Source organism: Paraburkholderia franconis, assembly GCF_009362735.1.
Taxonomy (GTDB): Bacteria; Pseudomonadota; Gammaproteobacteria; order Burkholderiales; family Burkholderiaceae; genus Paraburkholderia; species Paraburkholderia franconis.
In genome coordinates this window covers 1-22623 of the sequence record NZ_WHNP01000090.1, presented here as the reverse complement: position 1 = coordinate 22623, position 22623 = coordinate 1, and the positions used below count along the sequence as shown (strand labels likewise).

General features: G+C 61.4%; 27 protein-coding genes and 4 pseudogenes. 8 read left to right on the top strand and 23 right to left on the bottom strand.

Annotated elements, in window-relative coordinates; translation table 11 throughout:
• Nucleotides 1-197 (bottom strand): annotated as a pseudogene (locus GCT13_RS41575) (IS5/IS1182 family transposase); the annotation flags it as partial.
• Nucleotides 198-283: 86 nt separating this feature from the next.
• The gene (locus GCT13_RS41570) at nucleotides 284-502 is read right to left on the bottom strand and encodes a hypothetical protein (protein WP_152767636.1); all 219 of its coding nucleotides are present in this window, start codon (nucleotides 500-502) and stop codon (nucleotides 284-286) included.
• Nucleotides 503-620: 118 nt separating this feature from the next.
• Here GCT13_RS41570 and GCT13_RS41565 point away from each other — a divergent pair, with 118 nt between their 5' ends.
• Entirely contained in the window at nucleotides 621-1133 is a 513-nt protein-coding gene (locus GCT13_RS41565; protein WP_152767635.1) for a hypothetical protein, read from the top strand.
• Nucleotides 1134-1256: 123 nt separating this feature from the next.
• Here GCT13_RS41565 and GCT13_RS41560 read toward each other — a convergent pair whose 3' ends face one another.
• The 4 genes from GCT13_RS41560 to GCT13_RS41545 all read right to left on the bottom strand — a co-directional run bounded on the left by GCT13_RS41560 (nucleotide 1257) and on the right by GCT13_RS41545 (nucleotide 3393).
• Complete coding sequence (locus GCT13_RS41560; protein WP_152767634.1) at nucleotides 1257-1637, bottom strand: hypothetical protein; 381 nt, start codon at nucleotides 1635-1637, stop codon at nucleotides 1257-1259.
• A gap of 202 nt (nucleotides 1638-1839) precedes the next feature.
• Nucleotides 1840-2283 (bottom strand): DUF2244 domain-containing protein, encoded by a 444-nt coding sequence (locus GCT13_RS41555; RefSeq protein ID WP_193727907.1) that lies wholly within the window; start codon nucleotides 2281-2283, stop codon nucleotides 1840-1842.
• Nucleotides 2284-2394: 111 nt separating this feature from the next.
• Nucleotides 2395-2850, bottom strand: a complete 456-nt coding sequence (locus tag GCT13_RS41550; RefSeq protein ID WP_321574968.1) for an ABC-type transport auxiliary lipoprotein family protein — start codon at nucleotides 2848-2850, stop codon at nucleotides 2395-2397.
• 9 nt (nucleotides 2851-2859) lie between these two features.
• Entirely contained in the window at nucleotides 2860-3393 is a 534-nt protein-coding gene (locus tag GCT13_RS41545) for a hypothetical protein (RefSeq protein ID WP_152767632.1), read from the bottom strand.
• 456 nt (nucleotides 3394-3849) lie between these two features.
• On the opposite strand from GCT13_RS41545, the pseudogene GCT13_RS41540 reads away from it, so the two are divergent.
• Both GCT13_RS41540 and GCT13_RS41535 read left to right on the top strand, forming a co-directional pair.
• Nucleotides 3850-4035: pseudogene (locus GCT13_RS41540) on the top strand (DUF1488 family protein); the annotation flags it as partial.
• Nucleotides 4036-4130: 95 nt separating this feature from the next.
• A complete protein-coding gene (locus tag GCT13_RS41535) occupies nucleotides 4131-4673 on the top strand; it encodes a hypothetical protein (protein ID WP_152767630.1) in 543 nt (180 codons plus the stop codon).
• A 201-nt stretch (nucleotides 4674-4874) separates the two neighbouring features.
• On the opposite strand, the gene GCT13_RS41530 is transcribed toward GCT13_RS41535, so the two are convergent.
• From GCT13_RS41530 to GCT13_RS41500, 7 genes and pseudogenes are all read right to left on the bottom strand, one after another.
• Nucleotides 4875-5219, bottom strand: coding sequence for a cytochrome C oxidase subunit IV family protein (locus GCT13_RS41530; RefSeq protein ID WP_087733700.1), 345 nt, complete (start codon nucleotides 5217-5219; stop codon nucleotides 4875-4877).
• 8 nt (nucleotides 5220-5227) lie between these two features.
• On the bottom strand, nucleotides 5228-5935 hold the full coding sequence (locus GCT13_RS41525) for a heme-copper oxidase subunit III family protein (protein WP_152767629.1): 708 nt from the start codon (nucleotides 5933-5935) through the stop codon (nucleotides 5228-5230).
• On the bottom strand, nucleotides 5932-6543 hold the full coding sequence (locus tag GCT13_RS41520) for a cytochrome c oxidase subunit 3 (protein ID WP_152767628.1): 612 nt from the start codon (nucleotides 6541-6543) through the stop codon (nucleotides 5932-5934). The genes GCT13_RS41525 and GCT13_RS41520 overlap by 4 nt, the downstream gene beginning before the upstream one ends.
• Nucleotides 6540-8294 (bottom strand): cytochrome c oxidase subunit I, encoded by a 1755-nt coding sequence (gene ctaD / locus GCT13_RS41515; protein WP_152767627.1) that lies wholly within the window; start codon nucleotides 8292-8294, stop codon nucleotides 6540-6542. Before ctaD ends, GCT13_RS41520 begins: the two co-directional genes overlap by 4 nt.
• A 13-nt stretch (nucleotides 8295-8307) precedes the next feature.
• Entirely contained in the window at nucleotides 8308-9456 is a 1149-nt protein-coding gene (locus GCT13_RS41510) for a c-type cytochrome (RefSeq protein WP_152767626.1), read from the bottom strand.
• A gap of 584 nt (nucleotides 9457-10040) precedes the next feature.
• Nucleotides 10041-10394, bottom strand: a pseudogene (locus GCT13_RS41505) (phosphogluconate dehydratase); the annotation flags it as partial.
• A 97-nt stretch (nucleotides 10395-10491) separates the two neighbouring features.
• Nucleotides 10492-10811 (bottom strand): annotated as a pseudogene (locus GCT13_RS41500) (IS3 family transposase); the annotation flags it as partial.
• Between the two features lie 141 nt (nucleotides 10812-10952).
• On the opposite strand from GCT13_RS41500, the gene GCT13_RS41495 reads away from it, so the two are divergent.
• A complete protein-coding gene (locus GCT13_RS41495) occupies nucleotides 10953-11462 on the top strand; it encodes a DUF1269 domain-containing protein (RefSeq protein ID WP_087733705.1) in 510 nt (169 codons plus the stop codon).
• A gap of 525 nt (nucleotides 11463-11987) precedes the next feature.
• Here the strand turns inward: GCT13_RS41495 and GCT13_RS41490 are convergent.
• The 8 genes from GCT13_RS41490 to GCT13_RS41460 all read right to left on the bottom strand — a co-directional run bounded on the left by GCT13_RS41490 (nucleotide 11988) and on the right by GCT13_RS41460 (nucleotide 18800).
• On the bottom strand, nucleotides 11988-12656 hold the full coding sequence (locus GCT13_RS41490) for a substrate binding domain-containing protein (protein WP_227747281.1): 669 nt from the start codon (nucleotides 12654-12656) through the stop codon (nucleotides 11988-11990).
• 13 nt (nucleotides 12657-12669) lie between these two features.
• Nucleotides 12670-12915: a LysR family transcriptional regulator gene (locus tag GCT13_RS50065; RefSeq protein ID WP_227747280.1), complete on the bottom strand. Its 246-nt coding sequence runs from the start codon at nucleotides 12913-12915 to the stop codon at nucleotides 12670-12672.
• A gap of 127 nt (nucleotides 12916-13042) precedes the next feature.
• Nucleotides 13043-14398, bottom strand: a complete 1356-nt coding sequence (locus GCT13_RS41485; RefSeq protein WP_152767625.1) for an epoxide hydrolase family protein — start codon at nucleotides 14396-14398, stop codon at nucleotides 13043-13045.
• Nucleotides 14399-14439: 41 nt separating this feature from the next.
• Entirely contained in the window at nucleotides 14440-15066 is a 627-nt protein-coding gene (locus GCT13_RS41480) for an isochorismatase family cysteine hydrolase (protein ID WP_152767624.1), read from the bottom strand.
• Between the two features lie 100 nt (nucleotides 15067-15166).
• Nucleotides 15167-16570 carry an epoxide hydrolase family protein gene (locus GCT13_RS41475; RefSeq protein ID WP_227747279.1) on the bottom strand — a complete coding sequence of 468 codons (1404 nt, stop codon included), beginning with the start codon at nucleotides 16568-16570 and terminating at the stop codon, nucleotides 15167-15169.
• Between the two features lie 111 nt (nucleotides 16571-16681).
• Entirely contained in the window at nucleotides 16682-18025 is a 1344-nt protein-coding gene (locus GCT13_RS41470; RefSeq protein WP_152767623.1) for an epoxide hydrolase family protein, read from the bottom strand.
• A gap of 129 nt (nucleotides 18026-18154) precedes the next feature.
• On the bottom strand, nucleotides 18155-18538 hold the full coding sequence (locus GCT13_RS41465) for a VOC family protein (protein ID WP_152767637.1): 384 nt from the start codon (nucleotides 18536-18538) through the stop codon (nucleotides 18155-18157).
• A gap of 67 nt (nucleotides 18539-18605) precedes the next feature.
• Nucleotides 18606-18800, bottom strand: a complete 195-nt coding sequence (locus GCT13_RS41460; protein WP_152767622.1) for a hypothetical protein — start codon at nucleotides 18798-18800, stop codon at nucleotides 18606-18608.
• 218 nt (nucleotides 18801-19018) lie between these two features.
• Between GCT13_RS41460 and GCT13_RS41455 the strand changes: the two genes are divergently transcribed.
• The 4 genes from GCT13_RS41455 to GCT13_RS41445 all read left to right on the top strand — a co-directional run bounded on the left by GCT13_RS41455 (nucleotide 19019) and on the right by GCT13_RS41445 (nucleotide 21430).
• Entirely contained in the window at nucleotides 19019-20059 is a 1041-nt protein-coding gene (locus GCT13_RS41455; protein WP_152767621.1) for an AraC family transcriptional regulator, read from the top strand.
• A gap of 108 nt (nucleotides 20060-20167) precedes the next feature.
• A complete protein-coding gene (locus GCT13_RS51030) occupies nucleotides 20168-20461 on the top strand; it encodes a nitrilase-related carbon-nitrogen hydrolase (protein WP_321574966.1) in 294 nt (97 codons plus the stop codon).
• A gap of 226 nt (nucleotides 20462-20687) precedes the next feature.
• On the top strand, nucleotides 20688-20927 hold the full coding sequence (locus GCT13_RS50060) for a hypothetical protein (protein WP_227747285.1): 240 nt from the start codon (nucleotides 20688-20690) through the stop codon (nucleotides 20925-20927).
• Between the two features lie 197 nt (nucleotides 20928-21124).
• Entirely contained in the window at nucleotides 21125-21430 is a 306-nt protein-coding gene (locus GCT13_RS41445; protein WP_321574969.1) for an HU family DNA-binding protein, read from the top strand.
• A 265-nt stretch (nucleotides 21431-21695) separates the two neighbouring features.
• Here GCT13_RS41445 and GCT13_RS41440 read toward each other — a convergent pair whose 3' ends face one another.
• Together GCT13_RS41440 and GCT13_RS51470 are read right to left on the bottom strand one after the other, a co-directional pair.
• Complete coding sequence (locus GCT13_RS41440; protein WP_152767619.1) at nucleotides 21696-22256, bottom strand: lysozyme inhibitor LprI family protein; 561 nt, start codon at nucleotides 22254-22256, stop codon at nucleotides 21696-21698.
• Nucleotides 22257-22484: 228 nt separating this feature from the next.
• Nucleotides 22485-22616 (bottom strand): nuclear transport factor 2 family protein, encoded by a 132-nt coding sequence (locus tag GCT13_RS51470; protein WP_407670928.1) that lies wholly within the window; start codon nucleotides 22614-22616, stop codon nucleotides 22485-22487.
• Nucleotides 22617-22623: the final 7 nt, after the last annotated feature.

Genomic DNA, 22623 nt, shown 5'->3' with positions numbered 1-22623 from the left:
TGCAACAGAAGCGCACGCACCAGCTTCTCCGGTGCAATCGAGGCCCGGCCGCTGTCCGCATAGATGATGCCGAACAATCCGTTGAGCCGCTTCAACGCCTGATTGACCAGCAACCGTATGGGGCGCAACGGATGATCGGCCGGAACGAAGTCCTCAAGCTTGACCGTCGTGAAAAGAGCTTCCTGCATCTCATCCATTCCGCGCATCGAATTCACTGCCAAAGATCATGAACAGGATTTCCATAACGTTCGGCCCCAGGATCCCGTTTACGCGGGATCGAAATTCAACAGCCTGCTAGAGCTAATAGCAGTTCGCGGCGCAGCGATAGGCGGATGATCTGAAAAGAGTGGGTGGCGTAGGATTCTCCCATACGCTCGTGCAGTTCAGTGTCGAATGCCGTGGGCTTCCAAGTCTCATGAAACATCACCGCAAGTTCGATTTCCTGTCGAGCGGTGTCAACCAGTGTCTTTAGCTTCTCGATTGCATCCAGATCGTCGCTCATGAGTTGCTCTCGGGCGTTTGGAAGCCAAATATAACGTAGAAACGGGCTCGAACCGGGGGCTTGCGCTTATATCCGATGCGGCGATCAGTAACAAATCGAAGTTGCTGCGGGGTAGCGAATGCGATCGCCGCAGCTATCCAGGGAGGGTGTCAAGCGAACCATCCTTCTTGACGTAAAGAAGCTAGGAGCAGCCTGCTATGCTCGTTTCAAGAGAACGTCGAGTAAAGGCGTACCCCGGGCGGCCGTGCTGGGAAGCACCGTGATTGGTCTGCTCGTTACTGCGTCCAACTTCTTCGCCCCGAGCGAGGTGTTCACATTCCTGCTTTCAGGCTCTGGCGCCATCGCGCTGCTGGTTTATCCGGTAATGGCCGTGTCACAGCTCAGAATGAGAACGGCGCTCTCGAAAAGTGGAGCGCAAATCGAATGCATGATGTGGTTGTTTCCTCATCTTACCTGGGCCGTGATCATCCTGATTTCCGCAGTGCTGCTCGCGGTGGTCCTGCTTCCGGAACGCTGCTACGAAGTCGGGTCGACCGCGGGTCTCGCAGCGGCAATTGCAGCAATTGGTGCGCTCCGGTCGAAACAGACAGCAACGGACCCGTTCAATGTGCCTGCCACGCGAGGCGAATGATTGGACAACGAGGCGCCGCAATTGCGGCGCCGTCTCTCGCCTATTACGCAGCGTTGCGCAACGCTTCTAGATAAAAGTGGCAAGTATCTTGTCGTTGGTGCTCGTGTTACGACTGACAGCCATTTATTGGCTCACGAAGCTGAACTCCCCGGGCAACAGCCGCCGCATCGTGTCGGTCGCGACCCATTGATGCGCGTAATGCGTCGGCAACAGGCCGATGAAGCAACCCGTCAGAATCAGGAATGCAACGCCTTCACGGTCGCTGACCGTCGCCGATGCCTTACCGTTCCGATAGATATGGATATGCTGGATACGCTCCGGCTGCGCATAGGCGGGAACGACGATGTCATGCGAAAGAATCTGTTCAGCATCCAGATCGGCCTCTGGGCCTGCATCCGTTCGAGGCACGATGGTTCTACAGGGTCTACGGTGATCGGCCGTGCGGTGTTCGTCGCGCGCGTGCCGGACCTTCTGTAGCTCAACATCGCCGCCCAAGGTGCTCAATGCTTTGCTGCTGCCCCTGGTTGCAGGATGGCTGATCGCGCTGGCGAGCGGCACTGTGTTGCCCGCTGCGGAGCGAGTGCGCGGCGCATTTCGCGTGGCGCCGATCATTGGCGTAAGCATCGCGTGCGGTCGGCATCGTCGGGGCGCTCGGCGTGTTGCTGTGCGGCCGATCAGACATGCCGGGCGATCATCGGCCGGCATGTCAACAGTCGGCCACGATAAAGCGGCGCAATTGACGCACGAACTCTGCGCGGGCGGCGGCGGGCAGTTGCCGTCCGACGGGAATACGCTGCCAGCCGTCGCAAAGGTAGACAGCGCCATCGCTGTCGCCGAGAGACACGGCCAAGCGGGCCGCATTCATCCGATGCGTCGTGCGGCGTCCGCGCTCGTGTACTTCGACGATCACGAACGGGGGCGCGAACGTCAGCACCTCGCCGTCCGTCGCGTGCCTGGAGTAGGCGATAAAGGCGATGCCGACGGCCACGGTGCAAAGCATCGAGAAGGGCAGCGCGAGCCACACGCCGAATGCGAATGCCGCTGCCACGCCGATCGCGAGGACGAGCGCCATGAGGAACACGGTCGCGGCGAGCGACTGCCGCGGTGTGAGGGAGCAGTTGCGCTTGAGGCGCCACTCGCGGCTTGGCACGCCTCCCTCGCCGTCGAAAGGGCCAGGCCCGTACGACCGTCTGAAGTATGCGTACATGATCGAAAGTCCCGCGTCGTGGAGCCATTCGTGACGCGCAATGCGCGTGCCGCGCTACCGCTCTGCCTTCCTAAGTATCACACGTTCGAGACGTCGCCCCTCGTCGAATGACGGGATGTATCGGCATTCCCAGCTTGTCAGCGCGCGACGACCGACACCGCGATCCGGTCGGCCAGCGCCCCGAGAAATGCGGCTCAGCGCAGCGGCTTGCGCCGCCGCGCCGCGGTTCTCCAGCGTCGCCTTGAGCTTCGCCTGTTGCGTCAAGGTAGCGCGGGCGGGCTGCCCCGATTGCAGCGTCCACGACGCTTGCAATTTCACCATTCCGCTCGCATCGGTCTCAGCGTCGAGCACCGTGACGACGAGCATCCGAGTGTCGGGCGGCGCCGGCGCGTCCAGGAAGATGAACACACCGGCGCTTTCACCGGAGTGGCCGAGCATGACGATCTCGACGAGGTGCTCATGTTGTTGCGCGGCGAGCCTTTTCTGCTCTGGAGACCGGTCGATCAGCACGGCACCGGACTACGACGGGCCGCCCGCGTCCGCCTTGACCCCGCGAGATGTGTTGCGCTCCAGTTTCATGTACAGGTTCGCCGTCACGATACCGAAGACGATGTGAACGAACAGGCTGGCCCAGTTGCGCGCTTCTGCGAACCACGGAAAAAGCTGTGTCATGCCGTAGAAATTAATCAGGTAAACGGCTACAGCGAAAGCGCCACCCGCGAGTGAAGCCATCCCCATGCTCGAGTCAAGGTTGAATGACGTCATGATCAGACCGAGGATAAGCGCCAATACGATTGCAAGGGCAAAATGCACCACAAAGGCCGCGAGCACGATGCCAATTGAGAATGCTTGCGGCGATTGCAATGCGCCTCGTCCCAGAATGATCGCGGCGACCATGCGTGGGGGCTCCAGCAGACTTCCGCCCGCCATCAGTGCCATCAGGATGACCCCTAACACCAGGAACACAGCGCCCGCGATGACCCCTGCCAGCACGGCCGCCCGCCAGTCGGGCTGGCCGTGTGTGAAATGATGGGAATCCATGTGAAGTTGCATAATTTTTCTCCCGATTGATTCGGATAATTCATTCTAGTCCTCCAGTTCGCGAGACTGATAGCGCCGCATGGCTATCGCCACCCCGACGGATGATCCACGCTCTGGCGACGAGGTGGCGTGATGTACGTGCAAGAGACTCTTGAGGCACATCAGTTGTTGGCTGCGGCAGACCTGTCAGCGGATCGGTAATTAATCTTTTATTAATCTCTTAGCGCGCAGTGGAGGATCAAATGCCTGCGAAACCACGGATCGATCGCAACGCTGCGATGGACACGGCCCAACTCAGGGCGTTCCGGGACCGGCTTGGGCTTTTCGTCCGGAGACGTTTCGACGAACAGTACAAGCCGCCTCCGTTAGAAGGCGACTGCTCGATCGAACTCGACGTCGACGACATGCTCCTGGAAGTACAGGACACTGGAAGCTCGCTCCCCTTAGGCAATACTCAGGGATAAAAGTACGGATCATTTCGGAGCCCATTCCGCGCTGGAATCCGCCTTAATGGTTGTTTTCGACAACGGCCGCAATCGTATCCGTTCGGTTTGCGCCGAAGCGATCGACCAGAACGGCGGCAAAGGAGTAGTGTTACATAGCGGACTGTTCAGAGTGGACGGCATGGAACCCGATCGCGGCACCACGGCATAGTCCGGGCGCGTGCCACCGCATGCACCTTTGCCTCGGCGCAGGTGAAGTGGGGCGGCATAGTCTGCAACCGCTAGTCAACGATGGAAGGAGGCCACATGTCGCTCATCGTCGCAGCACGCTTTACGACATTTCCCGCCGCTGAAGACGCGGCGCAACGGCTCTTCAATGCCGGTTTCGTCGAGGAGGACGTCACACTGTTTTTCGTCAATCCGCCCGGCCAGCACGGAGGCGATACCGGCACCGACGCAGACGCGAGGGAGGCGCCGAGGGGTGCCGAGATAGGCGTCACGATTGGCGCAGTGGTTGGCGCCATGGTCGGCGTCGGGATCTTCGCAGCGTTTTCGGCGCCGCCTATCGTGTCGCTGATCGCGGCCGGGGTGAGTGCGTATGTCGGTTCATTGGCCGGCGCAATGGTGAGCACGCTTGAAGCCAGCAACGAAGAAACCCGTGATTCCGGCGTGCTGGTGGCCGTACATGTGTCGCCGGACAGCCAGTGGGACGCCGCACGGGTGCTGCGCGATGCGGGAGGCGCGGCGATCGAACGCGCGACCGGCCGCTGGCAACAAGGGCGGTGGGCCGACTTCGATCCGCTCAAGCAGCCTGTGCCGCTCAACGAATTCAGTGAGAAGCACGCCTGATTTGAAGGTGTTTTTCGCTGAGATTTTCAGCGAGCCAGAAAAACAAAAACGGCCCGGCATTTGTCGGGTCGTTTTGTATTCGGAGCGGTGCGTTCCAGGCAGGCCCTTGCCGCCGCTCGTCTTGCAGAACGACTTCAGGCCGAGCTCTTCGAGGAGCGAGGGATGCAACGGCCGTCGCCTGAGGAACGGTCGGCGAAGGGGTCAGTGGAAGAAGAGTTCCCGCGTGCCGAAGGTGTGATGCGCTTCGGCAGCCATCAGCACCATCAGCACCATCAGCAGGCACAGCGGCGGCATCAGGATGGCGTACACCAGCGCCAGCCGCTCCCACATCATGTGCATGAAAATCGACACGATCAGCCCGGCCTTGGCGATCATGAGCACGACGATCAGCGTCCAGCGCAGCAGGCCCTGCAGGTGGAAGTAATCCACCATGTACGACATCGTGCTCAGTACGAACAGCAGGGCCCAGATCTTCAGGTAGATGCCGATCGGATGCTGCTGGCCGTGCGCGGCGTCGGGTCGATGGGCGGGATTGGTGTGGTCCATGGTCTGCCTCACCACAAATAGAACAGCGCAAAGATGAACACCCACACCAGGTCGACGAAGTGCCAGTACAAGCCGGCAATCTCGACGATCTGGAAGTTGCCGTGCTCGGTGAACCCCGGCTGCAGGATCTTGCGTGCGGTCAGCAGCAGGTAGATCACACCGCAGGTCACGTGAAAGCCGTGGAACCCGGTGATCATGAAGAAGCACGCGCCAAACTGCGCCGCGCCCATCGGGTTGCCCCAGGGGCGGATACCTTCATGGAAGATCAGCTTGCTCCATTCGAAGGCCTGCATCGACACGAAGGTCGCGCCCAGCAGCGCGGTCGCCAGCAACAGTGCGGCGGCGCGTTTTGCGTTGCGCCGGTAGCCAAAGTTGACAGCCATCGCCATGGTGCCGCTGCTGCTGATCAGGATGAACGTCATGATGGCGATCAGCAGCAAGGGCACGTCCACGCCGGCCACAGTGAGCGCGAACACCTTGGAAGGGTCAGGCCACGGCACCGTGGTCGACATGCGCACCGTCATGTAGCCGATCAGGAAGCTGCTGAAGATGAAGGTGTCCGACAGCAGGAAGATCCACATCATCGCCTTGCCCCACGGCACCTTGAAGGCTTCGCGGTCGGCCGACCAGTCCGTGACGATGCCGCGCCAGCCGTCAGGGCCGGCGTCGGTGGGCGTGGTGGCAGCGGATTCGGTCGGGAGCGTGGGCGTGGTCATGGCGCGGCTCCATACAGCGGCCCGCAGATGGCGGCGACGAACCCAGGGGTGATCCACCACATCGCCACCAGCAGCACGAGCCAGACAGCCAGCAGGAAATGCCAGTAGATGGCGCACAGTGCGATGGCGCGCTGGGCTCGGTAGGGGTCCCCGCGCTGGAGACGCGCGATCGTCACCGCCCAGGCCACCAGCCCGCCCAGCACATGCAACCCGTGCAGGCCGGTGAGCAGATAGAGGAAGCTATTGGAAGGATTGACGGTGACGGTCTGCCCGGCCGCCGACAGCATGCGCCAGGCGGCCAGTTGTCCGATCACGAACACGGCCGCCAGCACACCGCCTGACACCAGCCACGCCGCGCGGTGTAAGGTTATCTGCCGGGCACGCTGCATGGCAATGCTTGCCAGCACCAGCGCGCCGGTGTTCCACCACAGCAGCGCCGGATGCGGGATCGGCTGCCAGTCGGGCTCGCGCATACGCATTGCATAGGCGAACAGCAGCAGTGAAAACAATGTCGTTGCCACCGCCATGAAGACGATCAGGCCGATGCGGCTCGCATTCGGCAAGACAGGTGGCGCGTCAGGAACGAAGGAGCGGCGCAGTGTGGTCATTCGCGTGCCTCGCCGGGTTGAAGCGTCGGGTGGGCCGGTTCAGGCGCCGTCGCAGGCGGCTGGTTTTGCGGGACGAAGTCTTCCTCGTGCCCCGGCGGGCTGTATTCGTACGCCCAGCGGTAGACGACGGGCGGCGCGGCGCCCCAGTTGCCGTGCACTGGCGGCGTTTGCGGCGTCTGCCATTCCAGCGTGGTGGCTCGCCACGGGTTGCTGTCGGCACGCTTGCCGCGCACCAGGCTCCACGCCAGGTTGTACACGAACAGCAATTGCGCCACTGCAACGATCAGCGCAATGACGGTGATGAACGTGTTGAGCGTCTGCGCCGAATGTGGAATGAAGTTGTAGCCCTCATACGCGTAATACCGCCGCGGCATGCCCAGGATGCCGAGATAGTGCATCGGGAAGTAGATCGCATAGGTGCCGAGGAAGGTGACCCAGAAGTGCATGCGCCCGAGCGTGTCGTTGAGCATGCGGCCCGTCACCTTCGGATACCAGTGGTAGATGCCGCCAAACACCACCAGGATCGGCGACACGGCCATCACCATATGGAAGTGCGCCACCACGAAGTACGTGTTCGACAGCGGGATGTCCACGCTCACGTTGCCGAGATAGAGCCCGGTCAGCCCACCCAGGACGAAGGTGCTGATGAAGCCGATGGCAAACAGCATCGGCACGGTCAGGTGGATATCGCCGCGCCACAGCGTCAGCACCCAGTTGTAGACCTTGAGGGCGGTCGGGATGGCGATGATGAGCGTGGTGGTGGCAAAGAAGAAGCCGAAGTACGGATTCATGCCAGCGACGAACATGTGGTGCGCCCAGACCACGAAGCTCAGCGCACCGATGGCGATGATGGCCCACACCATCATCTTGTAGCCGAAGATGCTCTTGCGCGCGTGCGTGCTGATGAGGTCCGACGCGATGCCGAAGGCCGGCAGCGCGACGATGTAGACCTCCGGATGCCCGAAGAACCAGAACAGATGCTGGAACAGCAGCGGGCTGCCGCCGGCATGCTTGAGCGTCTGCCCCATCGACACCACGGCCGGTATGAAGAAACTGGTGCCGAGTGTCCTGTCGAGCAGCATCATCACCGCCGACACGAACAGCGCCGGAAACGCCAGCAGCGCCAGGATGGTCGCGATGAAGATGCCCCACACCGTGAGCGGCATGCGCATGAGCGTCATGCCGCGCGTGCGCGCCTGCAGCGTGGTGGTGACGTAATTCAAGCCGCCCATCGTTGCCGCGACGATGAAGATCGCCAGCGACACCAGCATCAACACGATGCCCCATTCCACGCCTGGCGTGCCCGGCAGGATAGCCTGGGGTGGATACAGCGTCCAGCCCGCGCCGGTCGGCCCGCCTGGCACGAAGAAGCTGGCCACCAGCACCAGCACGGCCACCAGGTAGACCCAGTAGCTCAGCATGTTAAGAAACGGGAACACCATGTCGCGCGCGCCCAGCATCAGCGGGATCAGGTAGTTGCCGAAGCCGCCCAGAAACAGCGCCGTCAGCAGGTAGATCACCATGATCATCCCGTGCATGGTGACGAACTGGTAGTAGTGGTTGGCGTCGATGAAACTGAACTTGCCCGGAAAGCCGAGCTGCAACCGCATCAGGTCCGACAACACAAGGCCGACAAGGCCGATGGCGATGGCCGTCAGCGAATACTGCACGGCGATGACCTTGTGGTCCTGGCTCCATACATAGCGGGTCCAGAAAGTTTGCGGGACGTGGTCGGTGTGCGCGTAGGACATTGCGTCTGCTCCGCTAGGGTTTGGTTGCGCTGATGGCGGCCGGGCCGCCTTGCGATTCGATGTAGGTCACCAGCGCGGTCAGCTCCTGCTCGCTCAGGTCGAAGGTCGGCATGATGGGTGCGAAGCCCTTCACGACGCGGGCCTTCGGGTTGCGGATGAAGGCGCGCAGATAGGCTTCGTCCACCTTCGCGGTGCTGCCGTCGGCCATCGTTTCGGTCTTGCCGTACAGGCCCTTCCAGGTGGGGCCCACGCGCGGGCTGCCGTCCACGGTATGGCAGGCGAAGCAGCCCTTGGCCTCTGCGAGCGTCTTGCCCTGGTCAGCAAGCGCCTGGGCGCTGCCGCCTGCAGCGGCGGGTGCGGCCTGCACCTTGGCCTGCTGCCGCTGCGCGAACGTGCTCTGCTGCGCCAGCCAGCGCGAGAACGATGCTTCGTCTTCCACCACCACCACGCCGCGCATGTTGGAGTGCCCGATACCGCAAAGCTGCGCGCACAGGATGTCGTAACGCCCTGCCTTGGTCGGCGTGAACCAGAAGGTCGTCACCATGCCGGGCACCATGTTCATGCGCGCACGGAACGGCGGTACGTAGAAGTCGTGCAGCACGTCGCGCGACCGTGCCAGGACCTGGATCGGCCGGTTGAGCGGCAGGTGCACCTCGGGCGTCTCGATCAGGTAGTTGTCACGGCCGTTGGGGTCGCCGGGGTTCAGGCCGAAGGGGTTGTCGTTGCTGATGTAGCGCACATCCGTCGTACCCAGCTTGCCACCGGGGCCGGCAAAGCGGAAGCGCCATTGCCATTGCTGGCCGAGCACTTCCATCTGCAGCACGTTGGGCGGCGGCCGTACGTAGTCCGCGTAGACGAAGAGCCCCGGTGCCAGCAACGCTGCCACGCCGACAGAGGTCAGGCCGATCAACCACCATTCCAGCCGCTTGTTGTGCGGCTCGTAAGCAGCGCGATGACCTTTGCGTTGGCGGTAGCGCAGCAGTGCGATCACGATGAACAGGTTGATCGCTATGAATAGCGCGCCGGTAATGACGATCGTGATCGTCAGCATGTCGTCCATGCGCACCCAGTTCGAGGCGATCGGTGTGATCCACCAGGGACTGGCAAAGTGAAACCCTACCGCCAATACGATGATCAGGCTCAGGGCAATCGCAAGCGCCATAGGCCACCTCGCTGCGAGTCACTCGCTGGAGCCGCTAACAAAAAAGCTCCTGGCGTCGTTGTGCCGCCTTGCCGTACTTCGTACTGTCTGCGCCGGCACTTCTGCCAGGACCGCTTTGCTGAGCGTTGCAAGCGACTCTAAAGCAAAGGTAGTCCTCTCCTTTGCAACGTGCAAGGCAGCGCAAGTGGGACGCGCCCCCATATACGGATCGTGCGAATGGAGGAGTCACTTGTCGCGATGCGATGCAAAACGGCCGCCTCCAGCATTGGTTGCCGAGGCGGCCGTCTCCCGAGGGCGCTGGGTGTTTAGGGTCTGTTCAGGTGTGCGACGTGCGTACGGTCGACCAGAAGAATTCCAGCACGATCACCAAGGCACCACCCACAAGACCGGCCACGGCAGCACCGAGCCAGTCGGGCATGCGCCGTTCCCAATGGTGTGAATGAATGTGCAGTTCGCTCCGGACGCGCCTTTCTTTGCTTACTCTCTTTGGCAAGGCAAAGAAAGTGAGCCGGCCCCGGCAGGGGGATGAAACCAGGGATGAACTGCGAACCCCCGGCAGAAGCCGACAACGATCGATTGTCAACTCACGCCCCCGCCGACACGAACAACGTGCAGGCGCCTTCTTTCGCCGCCGAGACATTGCGGCGGAAACCCGAGAACAGATCCCGTCCGACGCCGGAGTGGGAATGCGCCAGAACCGGCGTGCTGACCTCGCGGGCGTTCCATTCCGCTTCCGGCACGCGCACCGACGGCGTTCCGGCTTCCGCATCCAGCATCACGATATCGCCGTCGCCCACACGCACCAGCGGGCCGCCGTTGAGCGCGTCCGGGGTGACGTGGATCGCCGCCGGCACGTTGCCCGATGCGCCTGACATGCGCCCGTCCGTGACCAGCACCACCTTGAAGCGGCGCTCCTGCAGCACGGAAAGCGTTGGCGTGCCTGACTCACCCCGCGGGCGGCAACGCCTGCGGGGCATGGTCTAGTGGTTGACTCAACCCTTGCTTCGCCGTCTGGTGTCGGATTTACGCCGCCGTCAACGCGTGACCCTGGCGCTCGAGAAATATCTGGATTCGACGGTAGCCGTAGCGCCAATATTGCGCCGACAGAGTGCTCATTTCGGCGAGCACAGGCGCGTCCCGCTCAGCAAGCTTCGATTCGTAATGCAACGCTGACCGCGCGACCGAGATCAGCGCGCACGCACGTCGCTCCGACAGGCCCCATGCTTTCGCGTAGGCAACCTGCCGGCGTCGGGAGGGCGCGCTCACCACTTTTTTGCGTTTATCTCTTTCATCACGTCCAGTTCGAGATCCCGCTCCGCCAGCATCTTCTTCAGCCGCGCATTCTCCTGCTCGAGCCCGTTGGAAGCCATTCTCTCAAGTTTCAGCTGGTCCGATAATTCCGGGGCAGGTCATCTACGCCCTCTGATTGCCTGCGGCAGGCGTACGATAAACAGCATCGACCCGTCGGGGGAATGCTTGATTGATGGAGAGCCGACATGAGACGTCTTTATTTCCTCGCACCTGACACGACGACGGCGAAGGCGATCGTAGACGACTTGCTGCGGGCGCGGATCACATGGCGACATATCCATGTTCTCGCGAATCACAGTGTCGCACTCGAACAGTTACCCGAGGCATCCTTGCTGCAAAGCAGCGACGTCGTGCACTCGCTCGAACGCGGCGTGGCGCTCGGCGGTGCGACCGGCGCGCTTCTCGGCCTCGTGGCACTGGTGTTTCCTCCCGCGGAGCTCGCAATTGCGGGCGGAGCCGTCGTCGCATTGACGTTGGCAGGTGCCGGCTTCGGGGCCTGGACGGCCACGATGATCGGCGTCGACGAACCGAATGCACGACTCGAACGCTTTCGTGGTGCCATACGTGATGGCCAGCTCTTGATCATGGCCGACGTGCCTGGATCGCGCGAACATGAGATCGAGCAGATGGTAGCGCAGCATTTTCCGAAGGCCGATCTCGAAGGCGCGGAGCCCACGACACCGATCTTTCCCTGAGAAGCAGTCTAGACGAGGCCATCGGCGCCCCCTTTGGGTCGGTTTATGCCTTCCGCGTGCCGGCTGCGATCAGCGATCGATCGAGGTCTGCGTCGGACCGGGCTCGGCCAATAGTTGTCGCTCGCCCATCCCACAAAGTCGTCATTCAAAAGGCTGGTCCGCAGCCGAAACCTGCCGGATGTCCTACGAAAAGCATCTCGGCCCGTTGTGGTCGTTCGCGCGGATTGTGTACTGCGCTTGATGTCCAGATTCCCGATGGCATCGCAAAACGGAATACCCTTTGCTGGACCGATCGCGTTGCTCCGTTCGACAACACGCTGAATCGCGCTTGCTTCGATGATCGTGACGCGAATTGTCTCGGAGACTCTTTTGGGAGGCGACGGGACTGTCCGTGCATCCGGCGCGGCACGTCGTCTCTGTGAGCGACCTGGGTCGCACTCGCCGGACTGCATCCCTCTATCGTGCTTCGAGTCGCCGGCAAGCCCGCCGGAATCGCCGCGATCTGAATGTGCGGACCCAATGAGCTCAGGTCTTCAGCGCGGCTTCCTGCGAGGAAATCCTCGCGCTGAGTTCCTCCTTGACGAAGTCGACGAACGTGCGGATCTTCGCGTCGAGATAACGACGCGAAGGATAAACCGAATAAACGTTGCGAGTGGGCAACTGGAACTGCGGCAGGACGCGTATCAGCGTGCCGGTGCGCAAGTCGTCGATTGCCAGATAAACGGCCAGCGCTCCGATGCCCGCGCCCGCGCGCAGCGCGACACGTACGGCTTCCGTATCGTTGACCCTGAAGCGCGCCCTCGAAGCGTTCGGCAGCACGTCACCATCCGCGCTTTCGAGCTGCCAGCCATCCGCCGGCGATGCAGGCGACTGTATCCGCACGCACGCATGGCCATCCAGGTCTTCCGGCGAACGCAACGGCGGATGCTTCTCCAGATACGACGGTGCAGCGACCAGCACGCTGTAGCTGGTGCCGATCACCTGGCTAACATAGCCAGAGTCAGGAAGCGTCTTTGCCGTCACCACCGATACGTCAAACTGTTCCTCGACGAGTCTTGGCATCGTCGACGACAGCACGAGTTCGATGTTCACGTTCGGATAACGCGCCTGATAGTCTACGATGCAAGCTGCGAGATGCGTCTGTCCAAGTCCAGGCATTGCATGGACGCGCAGCATGCCGTGGGGTTCGTTCAATGCATCTCCCGCTTCAGCGTCGGCGTGGTCCAGGTCGGCGAGAATCTGCCGGCAGCGTTTGGTAATAGCGCTCGCCCGCATCGGTGAGCGTGATGCGACGCGTTGTCCGGTGAAACAGCCGGACGCGCAACTCGTCCTCAAGAATGGAAACAGCGCGCGAGACTTGCCCGACGCTGCTCTCCAGAATATTGGCCACTGCGGTAAAACTACCGGCTTCGGCGACGCGCGAAAACACGCGCATGTTATGGATCTTGTCCATGAATCGGTTTCCTTCGAGTAGTGGGCGATAAAGCAAAAAGAGCCTGTAGCCTGCTCGAGCCCGATGCCGACGGGATGACTCCCGAAAACATTCCCTTGGAACAGGTGCGGAGAAACATCGATGCGGGCTATATGCGCAGCGGTTTGAACCCTGCGCGAACCTCCTCTGCAAATAGGTGCGGCTGTTCCCACGCCGCAAAGTGTCCGCCTTTATCGGGCCGGTTGTAATAGATGAGGTTGTGATACGCCCGTTCTGTCCAGCTCCGCGGGGCCTGATAGTTCTCGCGAGGAAAGACGCTCACGGCAGCCGGGACCGACACATCGGCGGCGCCTATGAAGTTGAAGTGAGACTCCCAATAGAACCGGGCCGCGGAAATCCCCGTGTTCGTGAACCAGTAGAGTGTGATGTCGTCGAGGACGTCGTCCCGCGTCAGGTCGCCTGCGGATTCTCCATTGACGGGGCGCCCGAACACGGCCGAGGTCAGTGCCGCCGCCGGCTGAACGTAGCCGTCACCGTGGTCGAGAAGCCAGCTTGCCAGTCCGACAGGCGAGTCCGCGAGTCCGTAGAGCGTTTGCGGGCGTGTGCCCATCTCCAACGCGTAGGCGCGTCGTTTCATGGCCGCGCTGCTCAACTGCTCGTAAGCGTGCCTTTCGTCGTCCGCGAGGCCGGCTGGCGGCGGATCACCGGCTTGAAGCGCCTTTGCAATCCCGGGCGGAACCGTCGCGGGGAAGTTGACATGAATGCCCAACAATTCAGGCGGCGCCTGCCTGGCCATTACGTTGCAGACGACACCGCCCAGATCGCCGCCTTGCGCCGCAAACCGCGTGTATCCAAGGCGCTTCATGAGTACGACCCAGGCGCGCGCGGTGCGCTCCGGACCCCAGCCGGTCGTGGTCGGTTTGCCTGAAAATCCGTAGCCGGGTAAAGACGGAATGACCAGATGGAAGGCGTCCGACGCACTCGCGTCATATGCCGTGGGGTTGGTCAGCGGATCGATAATCTTGAACTGCTCGATGACCGAGCCGGGCCAACCGTGCGTGACGATGAGCGGCATCGCATTTTCATGTTTCGACCGAACGTGGATGAAATGAATGTCCAGCCCATCGATCTCGGTTATGAACTGCGGCAGGGCGTTCAGTCTTGCCTCGCACTTGCGCCAGTCATAATCGGTCGCCCAATGGCGCGCGAGTTCCTGAATCAGCGCGAACGGCACGCCTTGCGAGTCATCGGTGACCGTCTCCCGGTCAGGCCATCTCGTCGCTTTGATGCGTCGTCGCAAGTCGACAAGTTGCGATTCCGGCACATGCACGCGCAGTGGACGAATGGTGGTCGTGTCGCCACCCGCCGGCTGTGCAACTTCAGTGATGGCTTGATTCGTGTCTGCAAATGCGAGCCGGCTCAGCGAGCCCGCAGCAACGGTCGCCGCTGCCACGCCAATGAAACGACGGCGCGACGGGGTTTGGGGAGGGATATCGATTGACATACGAGTTCCTGGTGGCGATAAGGTGCGGTTGTCGAAAGCTTCTATTGCCGGTCCAGGGACGCGATGAGTTTGTCCGTCGTCACAATGGCGTGGGCGTACGTGGGGCCATTGAGTTCATGCGCGGCATGCATCATCTCCGGCCTGAAAGCGGCAGTCGCATCGCGCACGAGCGTGACGTGGTAGCCGAGTTCCGTTGCATAGCGGGCAGTCGCTTCGATGCAGGTATTCGCCAGCAGGCCGACGACGATCACATGCGTGATGCCCTTCTGCCTGAGCTGGTAATCAAGGTCAGTATTGGCGAATCCGCTCGAGCCCCAATGCTCTCTGGCGATGATGTCGCTGCCCCTGGGGGCGAAGTCGGGATGCCATTCGCAGCCCCATTCCCCACGCGCGAAGTGATGGCCGTGCATGACCTTGAGCTGGTTGGGATTGGGATGGTCCCAGTCTTCGTAGTCGCCTGGCTCCCAACGGCGGTGCGGTACGATCACCACCGGAATGCCGCGGGCTCGGATGGTGCGGTCCAGCGCTCGCAGGTTGTCGAGCAGGCCGACCTTCTGGGCGATCGGTTCGATAAAGGGATAGGCCTTTCCGCCTTCCGACAGAAAATCATTGTAGGGATCGACCAGCAGGTAAGCGGTGCGATCAATGGGATATTTCACTTCGCTCATGAAATTTCTCCGGGGTTTTTGCGGTGGGGGATTTCAGATTCCTGGATGAGCGCGGAAGGGATGACGCCGCAACGACGACGCCGTCCGTTTCCAACGATGTTTAACGCAGAGGCCTGAATGCCGTCCTGACTTCCTGGACGAAGATTTCCGGCTGCTCCCAGGCCGCAAAGTGCCCGCCTTTGTCGAGCCGGTTGTAGTGAATGAGCTTAGGAAACGCTTTCTCTGTCCAACTCCGCGGGGCCGCATAGATTTCGTCAGGAAAGACGCTCACGGCAACCGGGATGGTGACGTGCTTCGGGGCGAAAAAGGCGAGCTTGTTGTCCCAGTAGAGACGGGCCGAAGAGACCGCCGTATTCGTCAGCCAGTAAAGCGTGATGTTGTCGAGGATGTCGTCTCGCGTAACGCCCTCGGCGTGGCCGTCAAAGACGCGTGCAATGAGCGCATAGCTGCGCGCGTCGTGGTCGAGCATCCAGGCGGCAAGGCCGACCGGCGAGTCCTCGATCCCGTACAGCGTCTGCGGGCGATTCGCCATCTCCTGGGCGTAGCCCAAGCCATGCTTGTAGAAGAAATCGAGCTGGTCCCAGGCATGCTTCTCGTCGGCCGAGAGGCCGGCCGGCGGCGGGCCGCCCAACTGGAGTGCCTTTGCAACGTCGTCCGGCACAGTAGCGGGCATATTGGTGTGAATGCCGAGCAATTCCGGTGGCGCCTGCAGTGCCATCTGCTCCGATACCGCATCCCCCCAATCACCACCTTGCGCCACAAAGTGCTTATAGCCGAGGCGCTTCATCAGCACGGTCCAGGCACGTGCGACGTGAGCCGGGTCCCACCCGGGTAAGGTGGGCTGCCCTGAAAACCCGTAGCCCGGCAGCGACGGAATCACCACGTCGAAAGCGTCCGATGCACTGCCGCCATGGGCCGTTGGATTCGTCAGCGGCTCGATGATCTTCAACTGCTCGATGATCGAGCCCGGCCATCCGTGCGTGACGATCACCGGCAACGCATTCCTGTTCTTCGAACGAACGTGGATGAAATGAATGTCGACCCCGTCGATGGTCGTCACGAATTGCGGCAATGCATTCAGCCTCGCTTCGACCTTGCGCCAGTCGTAATCTGACTGCCAATAGCTCGCGAGTTTGCGCATCGTTGCGAGCTGCACGCCTTGCGACGCATCCGTTACCGTTTCCTGCCTGGGCCACTTTGTCTCGGCGATCCGCCGACGCAGGTCCGCGAGAGCGTCGTCGGACACATGGATGTGGAACGGGCGGATCGACGTATCGTCCGCGCCCGGCGACGGTGCGGTGGCCTCGGTCACGGGAGCCTGGGCAATCGCCGCGCCAGAGTTCGAGGTAATGGGCCCCTGCTCAGCGACCTCTACGCCACCGGACGCAGAAAGCGACGTTTCGGCGTAAGCAGCGGCCATGGGAAGCAAAATGCCGATCGCTGCGATCAATGCGGGGGCCGCAAGTCGACTGCGCCTGCCAATCAGCGAATAAGGTCCGAACATGATCAATCTCCTGATCTGTGCAGGGCAGCCACAAGCCCTGCCGACACGTTTGAAATTCATGGGTTGAGGACGCGGACGGCGGGGAGGGAGTCTGCGTCGGCGTCCACTAGCTCAGCGCAGCGGCCTGAACGCCGCCCTGAGTTCCTGAGCGAAAATCGTCGGCTGCTCCCACGCGGCGAAGTGGCCGCCTTTCGCCGCTCGGTGGTAATAGATGAGGTTGGGGTAGGCCTTCTCTGTCCAGCTCCGCGGCGCCTGATATTGCTCGCCGGGGAACACGCTCACGGCCACCGGGATCTTGACGCCTTTTGCGTTAAAGAAGCCGCCCTTGTATTCCCAGTAGAGACGAGACGCTGACACGCCCGTGTTGGTCAGCCAGTACAGCGTGATGTTGTCGAGGATTTCGTCACGCGTCAGTTCGCCTGTGGTGCTCGTGGTCCGGTTCAGAGCCGAGACGACCGCCGCGGCCGGCTGGCCGTCAGCGTCATTGTGGTCGAGCAGCCATGCGGCGAGGCCGACAGGTGAATCTGCGATGCCGTAGAGCGTCTGCGGACGCGATCCCATCAACCGGGCATAGTCCACTTCCTTGAACGTCAGGGCGAGCTGCCCGTAGGCGCGTTTCTCCTCCGCAGACAGACCGGCTGGCGCCGGGGCGCCGATCTGGAGCGCCTTGTCGACATCGGCTGGAACCGTCGCGGGCATGTTGGTGTGGATGCCGAGCAGTCCCGCAGGCGCCTGCAAACCCATTTGATCGACGACAAACGCACCCCAGTCGCCGCCCTGAGCGACGTAGTGCTTATATCCGAGACGGCGCATCAGCTCCGCCCAGGCGCGCGCCATGTGCTCGGGACCCCAGCCGGTGCCCGTCGGCTTACCGGAGAAACCGTAGCCCGGCATCGACGGGATGACGACGTCGAACGAGTCTTCGACCTTCCCGCCATGCGCGACTGGGTCCGTCAGCAATCCGATAAGCTTGGTCTGTTCGAGCACCGAGCCGGGCCAACCGTGGTTGATGATCAATGGAAGCGCATTGGGGTTCTTCGAACGAACATGGATGAAGTGAATGTCCACCCCGTCGATGGTCGTCACGAACTGCGGAAGGGCGTTCAGCTTCGCTTCCGCCTTGCGCCAGTCGTAATCCGTCGCCCAATAGCGCGCGAGGTTCTGCATGGTCGCGAGCGGCACGCCCTGAGAAGAATCTGCGACGGTCTCCTTTTCCGGCCATTGCGTGGCGGTGATCCGCCGGCGAAGTTCGTCAATGGCTTCCTGCGGCACATGGATTTTTGGGAACGGACGGATCGAGTCGTCTTCAGCGGTTGCGCGCTGTGTTGCGGAAGGCTGATCCGCCGCCGGAGCGGCATGGGCGTAACTGAAGGCAGTGGCGAGGATAAGGCCCAGTGAGGCCGCGACGGATGCAACAAACCTGCGCCGGGTTGGCGCTGACGATACTAAAGACATGGTGATTCTCCAAATAAGAGCGGGCAACCTGCGGCGCGCGCAGGGTCACGCGGCAATGGCGACGATCGAAGCGATATTGATGGCAGCCGCCCTTGCCTCGCGAGACAGAGCCTGGCACTGCGGCGTACGTCAAACGGATATGCGGTACAGGGCGCAGAGCTTGTTGCCATCCGGATCGAGCAAATAGGCGAGATAAAGCGCGCCAGCCGGGGTCTCCCGCACGCCGGGTGGGTCCTCGACCGATTTGCCGCCATTGGCAACCCCGGCGGCGTGCCAGAGATCGACCTGGTCAGTCGACTGGCAGATAAAACCGATCGTGCCACCATTGGCATGGGTAGCCGGCTGACCATCGAGCGGTCCGGCCACGATGAAAAAACTATTGTCGGCGACATAGACGTAGCCGCCGGCTGCCCGGTCCAAACCCTCGCCATAACCGAGGGCGCCCAGCACGGCATCGTAAAATCTCTTGGCTTTTTTAAGGTCGTTGGTACCGACCGCTACATGACTGAACATCGATTTCACCATCATTAGTATATCTAAACGACTATGCACTATTCGACCTCTTGAGGGCTCGACTGCTTCAGGGCGCGATGCCGGTAAATTCGGCAATGCGTCGAGCCGTTGAATCGAGCACGTGGCCCACAGGAGCCGGTGTGTCTTCAAGGACGTCGAGAAACTCGCGATAGCGGGCCGTGTCGTGCTGAAGATTGTGCGGGAGTTTGGCGAGCGTGACGACGCCTACTGCCCCGTCAGGGGAATACTTGACTCTGGTCATGTCTCCTTTCTCCTTGAATAGAACGGCCGTGCATGGCGCCGTGGCAGAACTTCCGCGCTGCGCGATGGACGATCCGATGGCTTGAAATATCCGGTCTTTCGGTCGCATCGGCAACGTCCTGCGCTGCCGATTTAGCACGCTCAAAACTGCCACTTGCAATTTGCGAAAAGCGCTTTAGAATCGGTTGCTGTGCATATGCACGTACGGTGTGAGGAATTATGCATATCTCGAACATTACCGCGCCGCTTCATCCGGACCTGGATACGCCCGCTCACAACCTCGTTGGCCTCGCGGCGCTAGCCGCCGAGCTCGCTGCGGAGGGGGTATCGGTCGACGAGCTCTTCGCCAGAACGGGGACTGATGCACGTCAGCTCGAAGATCAGCACGCGAGAATTTCCCACCGCCAACGACTCGCTATTTATCGCAATGCCCGGCGGATTGCACGGCGGCCCGATGTGGGTCTGCTGGCGGGAGCGCGTCAGCGCATCAGCGACTTCGGCATCTATGGCTACGCCATGTTGAGTAGTCCAACGTTCGGCGATGCGCTGAAGTTCAGCGTCGAACGTGTGGTGATGGCGGGTGCCGTCACCGAGATCAGCTATCTCGAGAAAAGCGGCACCAGTATCCTTCGCGGTCACGGCATCGAATCGCTCGGGGAATTGCTGCCATTCGTCTCCGAATTCTGGCGCAGTTCGATGACTGTCCTGTTCAGTCGGGTGCTCGAGTCGCCTTTTCCGTCAAAGCGGATGGTATTGTCGTTTCCAGCGCCGCCGCACTGGCGCAACTATGAAAGGATGTTCAATTGTCCCGTCGAATTCGGAGCGGATTCGATGGAGTGGCATTTCGATTCCAGTGTGCTCGACAGACCTTGCCCGAATGCCAATCCAATCACGGCGCAAATCTGTCAGCAGCTTTGCGACCGCGTGCTGGATGAGCGTCCCCAGGTGCCTGATCTCGCACGGCGCGTGAGAACGGCTTGTCTGAATGCTGCGGGGAATTTCCCTTCAGCGGCTGGCGTGGCGGGGCGTCTTGGCATGTCAGTTCGCACGCTGCACCGACGGCTGGCTGCGGATGAATGCTCATATCAATCGATCCTGGATGACGTGCGGCGCTCCCTCGCAATCGAATTCTTGCAGAACACGGATTTACCCATCGAGCAAATCGCCGAGCGCGTCGGGTTTTCGGATGCAAAGAGCTTCCGGAAGTCCTTTAAAAAATGGACCGGGAGCGCGCCAACTCAATACCGTCAGGCAACTTGAGTACGTCCAAAACGAGGGAATGCATCGAGCGTGAGTGATAACCTCGGCGCAAGATTACGCCGACCTTCCATGAACAGATGATTTGGGGGGCGGGGTGACGGTTCGGACGTGCGCGCCGTCGACAGTTCCGTTGGTCGCATCGGACAGCTCGCATGCTGGGAGCGCTATCTGCCACTGGCGCGCCATGCGCTAATTGCCGACCGCGAGCAGATCTACTCCGCGATGTACCCTGGCTCCATTGCCGGCCCACTCTTCACCGAGCAGCCGGAAATCAACATCCGTCAGCATGCGCTCCAATCGGCCTGCTTCGTTGTCAACGCCACAGCGTGGCTCAATGCCGATCAGCAGGCCCAGATCATGAAGGGCGCCGGCTGCGCCATCGGTCCGATCTCCGGTGGCTGATTCACCACCATCGTCGATCCCGAAGGCCGGATTATCGGCGAACCGCTCAAGGCCGGCAAACGCGACGTGATTGCAGATCTCGAGTTCGCGCGGATCGATGCCCGCAAGCCGATCATGGACGCACGTGGTCACTACAGTCGCCCGGAACTGCTCAGTCTCGTGATCGATCGTACGCCGACCGCTCAAGTCCACGAACGAGGCGCCCGTCCGCCGGTCGGGACCGCACGTGCCGCAGACACGCGCACCCGAGAAGTGGCTCGCACCGCAGGAGATCGAAGCGTGGGAGCGGGACACGTTGGTCGAACGAAGCCGCGTCGAACCGGTCAGAATGGCGGTACCAGAGCAGCGTCGCCAGCTATCTGCTGGTGCTCATCGCGCAAAACGATTTGTACTCGTCGCGGCGATCATTGATAACCGCGCGCGCAGCATCTTACCAGCCTTGGCTATCTGTATCGCGCTCGACTGAGCGACCTGCCGAGCGGGTCCGAGGGAAGTCGGCAACTCAACGCTCGAACACTGTGAGACATTACCGACATTTGAAACCTCGTATCAGTTTCCGGCCGAATGTCCGGAATCCGTATCCTTTCTGACTTTTGTGTTGCGGTGTGCGAAGGGCTGTTGAGGGTCGGGTTCGGCCGACAACATCGGGCAGCAGTCGGGCCAATTGTTGGCGCTCGCCCACCCCAAAAAGCCGTCAGTCGAGATCTGATCGACGCCGTCGCAACCAAGACGGGCGCCAGCAAGGCACAAACCGGCGAAACGCTTGACGCGCTGCTCGAAGCCATCAAGAAGCAGGTATCGAGGGGCGATGCGGTTCAACTGATTGGCTTTGGCAGCTTCGGCTCGGGCAAGCGCGCCGCGCGCGTCGGTCGCAATCCGAAGACCGGTGAGGAAATTAAGATTCAGGCCGCGAGGACCGTCAAGTTCACCGCAGGCAAGGCGTTCAAGGACGCGGTCAACAAGCGTTAAGCGCTCAGCCAACAGAACGTGGAAACCCGCCGATGGCGGGTTTTTTTTGATATTCGTTCGGCCACTCGATCGATCGACGGGGCTGGCACCTACCAGTTGTGCCTTGGAAGGTACGTTAAGCCTACTTTCTTGGTTCTTCGCCGATCCGGGGGGGAATTGACACTCTCGTGTCGCTCGGAGTGGCAGCAAGATTGTTACCGCGACGCCGCTTTGCCACGTCCTGCCGTGATACCGGCAGTGACAGACTCATTGCGTGCTACGGCTGTCAGCGCGTCCCTGCTTCACTCGCCAGCAGTCTGGCGCGCGCGATGTTCATCTCGATGCAGGTCGCGTACGCCGAAAGGTCCCCGCCGTTGCCGGAGCCATACGACGCCTGCACACGCCGGCTTTCGGCATCCCGAAATGCACGGAAGGTATGCGCTGCCCCATCAAAGGCAAGTACGGGATGCACCGCACGGCTGCCTGCGCTGATACTTTCCAGTTCCACCATGTCGGCTCGCGCCTTCTTCTCGGCAGCCGCCAACTCGAACTCGGACTGCCTGACCACGGCAGGGAAGCAGTCGCGCTGTTCGGCAATCGACGGTTTGCTGCGGCATTGCTGGTACATGGCCTCCGCCGTGTCGGCGGCCATCGCGGACCGGATCGTCAGGCAGAGCAGTCCTGCGCCAATGAGCGTAAGCCTTCGCGCGGTGAGCGCGAATAATCCGATTGCCGGGGCGAGTCGCATGGACCGTTTCCTTGCTTTCAGCGGCGTGGTGGATAACGCAGCATTATGCCGGTGCCGCAGCTTGCCGGGACGAAGAGAAGCAAAGTCTTCTTCGGCCATCACCTGTCATTGGATTGATCAAAAGCGCGGTCACTCGAACGGCTGCTTTGCCTCATTCAGGCGACGCGATCTGGGGGCGTGTGTTCTGCGCAGCGCATACCGCCCCAATCGCCAGCGAAGGATCGGATGCGTCGCGTCCGCCGGCATGGCCCACGTGCCGGTTGGACTGAAGTCCCACGACGCGTCGAAGCTAGCCGGGTTGCTCAGCGAATCACACTTACTCAGTCTCTAGGGATTGAGATCGCTGGCGACGAGATTGCTGCCGTCCATCTTCATCGGAAACGAGTGATGCTCATGCACAATGCGCCAACCGGATGCACGTCGAACAAGCACGAAACTGCTGCGGAACCAGGCGTCCACCGAGCCC

Bases quoted from the DNA above. Each gene is read 5' to 3' on its own strand.
- GCT13_RS41510 (WP_152767626.1), bottom strand. From the start codon at position 9,456: ATGGCGCTTGCGATTGCCCTGAGCCTGATCATCGTATTGGCGGTAGGG.
- GCT13_RS41465 (WP_152767637.1), bottom strand. From the start codon at position 18,538: ATGTTCAGTCATGTAGCGGTCGGTACCAACGACCTTAAAAAAGCCAAG.
- GCT13_RS41485 (WP_152767625.1), bottom strand. From the start codon at position 14,398: ATGTCAATCGATATCCCTCCCCAAACCCCGTCGCGCCGTCGTTTCATT.
- GCT13_RS41525 (WP_152767629.1), bottom strand. From the start codon at position 5,935: ATGACCACGCCCACGCTCCCGACCGAATCCGCTGCCACCACGCCCACC.
- GCT13_RS41455 (WP_152767621.1), top strand. From the start codon at position 19,019: ATGCATATCTCGAACATTACCGCGCCGCTTCATCCGGACCTGGATACG.
- GCT13_RS41480 (WP_152767624.1), bottom strand. From the start codon at position 15,066: ATGAGCGAAGTGAAATATCCCATTGATCGCACCGCTTACCTGCTGGTC.
- GCT13_RS41535 (WP_152767630.1), top strand. From the start codon at position 4,131: ATGTCGCTCATCGTCGCAGCACGCTTTACGACATTTCCCGCCGCTGAA.
- GCT13_RS41475 (WP_227747279.1), bottom strand. From the start codon at position 16,570: ATGTTCGGACCTTATTCGCTGATTGGCAGGCGCAGTCGACTTGCGGCC.
- GCT13_RS41470 (WP_152767623.1), bottom strand. From the start codon at position 18,025: ATGTCTTTAGTATCGTCAGCGCCAACCCGGCGCAGGTTTGTTGCATCC.
- GCT13_RS41440 (WP_152767619.1), bottom strand. From the start codon at position 22,256: ATGGCCGAAGAAGACTTTGCTTCTCTTCGTCCCGGCAAGCTGCGGCAC.
- GCT13_RS41530 (WP_087733700.1), bottom strand. From the start codon at position 5,219: ATGGACCACACCAATCCCGCCCATCGACCCGACGCCGCGCACGGCCAG.
- GCT13_RS41570 (WP_152767636.1), bottom strand. From the start codon at position 502: ATGAGCGACGATCTGGATGCAATCGAGAAGCTAAAGACACTGGTTGAC.
- GCT13_RS41545 (WP_152767632.1), bottom strand. From the start codon at position 3,393: ATGCAACTTCACATGGATTCCCATCATTTCACACACGGCCAGCCCGAC.
- GCT13_RS41495 (WP_087733705.1), top strand. From the start codon at position 10,953: ATGAGACGTCTTTATTTCCTCGCACCTGACACGACGACGGCGAAGGCG.
- ctaD (WP_152767627.1), bottom strand. From the start codon at position 8,294: ATGTCCTACGCGCACACCGACCACGTCCCGCAAACTTTCTGGACCCGC.
- GCT13_RS41520 (WP_152767628.1), bottom strand. From the start codon at position 6,543: ATGACCACACTGCGCCGCTCCTTCGTTCCTGACGCGCCACCTGTCTTG.
- GCT13_RS50065 (WP_227747280.1), bottom strand. From the start codon at position 12,915: ATGGACAAGATCCATAACATGCGCGTGTTTTCGCGCGTCGCCGAAGCC.
- GCT13_RS41460 (WP_152767622.1), bottom strand. From the start codon at position 18,800: ATGACCAGAGTCAAGTATTCCCCTGACGGGGCAGTAGGCGTCGTCACG.
- GCT13_RS41565 (WP_152767635.1), top strand. From the start codon at position 621: ATGCGATCGCCGCAGCTATCCAGGGAGGGTGTCAAGCGAACCATCCTT.